The following is a 3334-nucleotide window of genomic DNA, read 5'->3' on the forward strand; positions in this document are numbered from 1 at the left end:
GCCCTGCGGGCGGCGGGCGCGGATGGTGTGCCCGCCAGTGGTCTCGGCGGGGGAGCGGCGGCCCTGGGCGCCGTGCCCGGTGCCCCGCACGGTGAACAGCCGGGTCCGGTACGGGTCCCCGGCCGCGACCGGCGCCGACTCCCGCGCGGGGGAGGGATGCTGGGCCGGTACGGGCGGCTGGGCGGGCTCCCCGGCGCTCTCGCCGGTGGACACCTCGGGGCCGCCGTCGGACGGTTCGGGCGCGCCACCGCCGTCGGGACCACCGCCGTCGGGACCACCGCTGTCGGGACCACCACCGTCGGGGCCGCGCCCGTCCGGACCGCCGTCCTCCGGGCCCCCGTCCGGGCCGTCCTCCGGACCGCCGTCGCCGTCCGGGCCGGGTCCGTCGCCCTCGGGCTCCGGGTCCTCCTGCCGGGCGTGCTCCTCCAGCGTCCGGTCCAGCTGCTCCTCGTCCAGCCCCGGCGCGTCGAAGGGGTTGCGGCGGCGCCGGTGCGGCAGCGCCAGCCGGGCGGCCTTGCGGACGTCCTCCTCCAGCACCTCGGTGCGCCCGTCCCAGGCGGCCAGTGCGACCGCCGTGCGGGCCATCACGATGTCCGCGCGCAGCCCGTCCACCTCGAACGCGGCGCACACAGCGGTGATCTGACGCAGCGCCACATCGGTCAGCTCGACCTTGGGCAGCAACTCCCGGGCCGTGGTGATGTGTTCGGCGAGCGCCCGCTCCTCCTCGGCGAATCGTGCGGCGAAGCCGGCCGGGTCCGCGTCGTACGCGAGGCGGCGGCGGACCACCTCGGCGCGCTCGGCCGGGTCCCGGGTGGCGGCGATCTCGACGGTCAGGCCGAACCGGTCGAGCAGCTGCGGCCGCAGCTCGCCCTCCTCCGGGTTCATCGTGCCGACGAGCAGGAACCGGGCCGCGTGCCGCACCGACACGCCCTCCCGCTCGACGTAGGAGCGGCCCATCGCGGCGGCGTCCAGCAGCAGGTCCACCACGTGGTCCTGGAGCAGGTTCACCTCGTCGATGTAGAGCACGCCGCGGTGTGCCCTGGCGAGCAGCCCGGGCTCGTACGCCTTGACGCCCTCGGCCAGCGCCCGCTCCAGGTCGAGCGAGCCGACGATCCGGTCCTCGGCCACGCCGACCGGCAACTCGACCAGCTGGGAAGGCCGTTCGGAGGAGGGCGGGGAGACGTGCGGCCCGTCCGGGCACTGCGGGTCGGGCGCGGCCGGGTCGCAGGCGAAGCGGCAGCCGTCCACGGCGGCGATGGCCGGCAGCAGGCCGGCCAGCGCGCGCACCATGGTCGACTTCGCGGTGCCCTTCTCGCCGCGCACCAGCACGCCGCCCACGGCCGGGGAGACCGCGTTCAGCAGCAGTCCCAGCCGCAGGTCGGCCATGCCGACGATCGCGGTGAACGGATAGCGGACGTCACTCATGCCGTACCCCACTCCTGTCGTGCCCGGTTCTGCGGCCCTGCCTGGCCCTGCGGTCCCGTCCGGCTCTGCTGCCGTACCCGGTTCATGCGTCACTCCCAGGGGCCCCGGGCGGGACGAACGGCAGCGATCCGGCCGCCGGCACTCCGCCCTCGATCAGCTTCCACAGCGCGTCGGTGTCCGCGTGCTCCTCGATCAGGTCGCCCAGCCGGTCCAGCCGGGCCTCGCGCGCCGCGGCGAAGGAGGTGTCCGGCGCCGGGACGAACGCCCGGCCGGACAACCCGGCGACCTCGCGCAGGAGTTCGCGGCGGAACCCGTCGTTCTCCAGCACGCCGTGCCAGGTCGTGCCCCAGACCGAGCCCACCCGGCAGCCGTCCAGACTCCGCCCGTGGCCGTCGGAGACGAACGTGTCGCCGCCTTCGACCGCCACCACCCCGTGGTGGATCTCGTAACCCTCCACCCGCTGCCCGTACGCCTCGCCGACCGGCCGTGCCAGCACCTTCTCGATGCCGAACCGCACGTGGGTCGGCAACAGGCCGAGGCCCTCGACGGCACCCGACTTGGACTCGACCTCGTCCACGATCGAGTGCGCCAGCATCTGGTAGCCGCCGCAGACCCCGAGGACCGGCAGCCCGGCCGCCGCCCGCGCCTTCAGGGCCGGCTCCAGGCCGCGCTCGCGCAGCCAGGCGAGGTCCGCGACGGTGGCCCGGGTGCCGGGCAGCACCACCAGGTCGGCGTCGGCCAGTTCCTCCGGCCTGGTCGCCCAGCGCACCAGCACGCCCGGCTCCTGCGCGAGCGCGTCCACGTCGGTGAAGTTGGACAGCCGCGGGAAGCGCACCACGGCCACCCGCAGCACGTCCGCGCCGAGCGGCCCGGGCCCGTCCGCCCGGTCCACCACCGTGGACAGGTCCAGCGAGTCCTCGGCGTCCAGCCAGAGCCCGGGCAGCATCGGCAGTGTGCCCAGCACCGGACGGCCGGTCAGCTCGTGCAGCATCTCCAGCCCGGGTGCCAGCAGTCGCGCGTCGCCGCGGAACTTGTTGACGAACCAGCCCGCCACGTGCCGCTGGTCCTCCGCCGACAGCAGCGCCAGCGTCCCGTACATCGCCGCGAAGACTCCGCCGCGGTCGATGTCCCCGACCACCACCACCGGCAGGGCGGCGGCCGTGGCCAGGCCCATGTTGGCGATGTCGCGGTCGCGCAGGTTGATCTCGGCGGGCGAGCCCGCGCCCTCGCAGACCACCACGTCGTAGCGGCGGCGCAGGTCGGCCAGGCACTCCAGGGCGCGCTCCAGCAGGACGGGCTTGCGCTCGCGGTAGTCCAGCGCGCCCACCTCGGCCACCGGCCGGCCGAGCAGCACCACCTGGCTGCGGCCGTCCGCGCCGGGTTTGAGCAGCACCGGGTTCATCGCCGCCTCCGGCTCCACCCGGGCGGCCTGCGCCTGCATCGCCTGGGCGCGGCCGATCTCGGCGCCGTCGGCGGTGACGAAGGAGTTGAGCGACATGTTCTGCGCCTTGAACGGCGCGACCCGCACGCCCTGGCGGGCGAGCCAGCGGCAGATCCCGGCCGTCACCACGCTCTTGCCCGCGTCCGAGGTCGTCCCCGCGACCAGCAGCGCGTTCGTCATGCCCATCCCCTCTTCCCCAGGAACGCCCGCAGCAGGACGTGCCCCGCGACCGTCGTACCCAGCGCCAGTGCGCCCACCCGCCGGGAGAGCGCGCAGGCCCGCTCGATGTCGTCCACCGTCACCGGCCGCAGCTCCGCTCCCAGGACCGGCCGGTGCTCGATCCGCTCGCCGTACCGCAGCGTCCCGCCCAGCCGTACGCCGACCGCGCCGGCGAACGCCGCCTCCGCCTGGCCCGCGTTCGGGCTCGGGTGCGCGGAGCCGTCGCGCCGCCAGACCCGCCAGGCCGTC

3 protein-coding genes are annotated in these 3334 nt (G+C 75.8%); all 3 read right to left on the bottom strand.

The genetic code is table 11. From position 1 onward, the window contains the following. Window positions 1–1425, bottom strand: a 1425-nt coding sequence (locus KS423_RS41640; RefSeq protein ID WP_224284921.1) for an ATP-binding protein, incomplete at its 3' end; no start/stop codon positions are given. Between the two features lie 82 nt (window positions 1426–1507). Beyond that, complete coding sequence (locus KS423_RS41645) at window positions 1508–3046, bottom strand: cobyric acid synthase (protein WP_224284922.1); 1539 nt, start codon at window positions 3044–3046, stop codon at window positions 1508–1510. Beyond that, window positions 3043–3334, bottom strand: a 292-nt coding sequence (locus KS423_RS41650; RefSeq protein WP_224284923.1) for a cobalamin biosynthesis protein, incomplete at its 5' end; no start/stop codon positions are given. The genes KS423_RS41650 and KS423_RS41645, both read right to left, overlap by 4 nt.

The sequence above is a fragment of the Streptomyces sp. LS1784 genome, from assembly GCF_020103755.1.
Taxonomy (GTDB): Bacteria; Actinomycetota; Actinomycetes; order Streptomycetales; family Streptomycetaceae; genus Kitasatospora.

Coding starts and splice junctions, on each gene's coding strand:
- KS423_RS41645 (WP_224284922.1), bottom strand. CDS start 3,046: ATGACGAACGCGCTGCTGGTCGCGGGGACGACCTCGGACGCGGGCAAG.